This is a genomic window from Kitasatospora sp. NPDC001683, from assembly GCF_053596495.1.
In genome coordinates this window covers 1-551 of the sequence record NZ_JBSFGK010000018.1, presented here as the reverse complement: position 1 = coordinate 551, position 551 = coordinate 1, and the positions used below count along the sequence as shown (strand labels likewise).

At 73.9% G+C, this 551-nt stretch carries 1 protein-coding gene; it reads left to right on the top strand.

Annotation, left to right across the window (positions count from 1 at the left end; translation table 11 throughout):
* A partial coding sequence (locus ACWCYO_RS12370; protein WP_449784201.1) for a hypothetical protein occupies positions 1-547 on the top strand: 547 nt, incomplete at its 5' end.
* Positions 548-551: the final 4 nt, after the last annotated feature.

Here is a 551-nt window from a genome sequence, read left to right as displayed (position 1 = left end):
CGAGGTGCCCGCCGTCGAGGCCGCCGTTGAGGTCGCCGTCGAGGCTGAGGAGCCCGCCGCAGAGGCTGAGGCCGTCGCGGAGGTGCCCGCGGTCGAGGCCGACGTTGAGGTCGCCGTCGAGGCTGAGGAGCCCGCCGCAGAGGCTGAGGCCGTCGCGGAGGTGCCCGCGGTCGAGGCTGAGGAGCCCGCCCCAGAGCCGGAGGCCGTTGCCGAGCCGGTCGCCGTCGAGGAGTCGGTCGTCGCTGAGGAGCCGGTCACCGAGCCTGTCGCCGTCGAGGAGCCCGTCGGCCGTCCCGCGAAGCCGGACTTCACCCCCGGTCGTCCCGTGACCGCCTACTCCGCCGACGAACTGCTCGCCGTCGTCCGCTGGATCGACGCCGACGGCACCGGGCGGACCGACGAGGAACTGCTCCGCGCGGCCATGAAGGATCTGGGCTTCGCCCGCCTCGGCCCCCGGATCCAGGTATTGGTGTCCTTGGGGTCGGTGGTGATCGGGGCGATGAAGCGGGCGGCGCTGGTGGCCTTGTCGGGCGGTGCGACCTCGTAGGAGG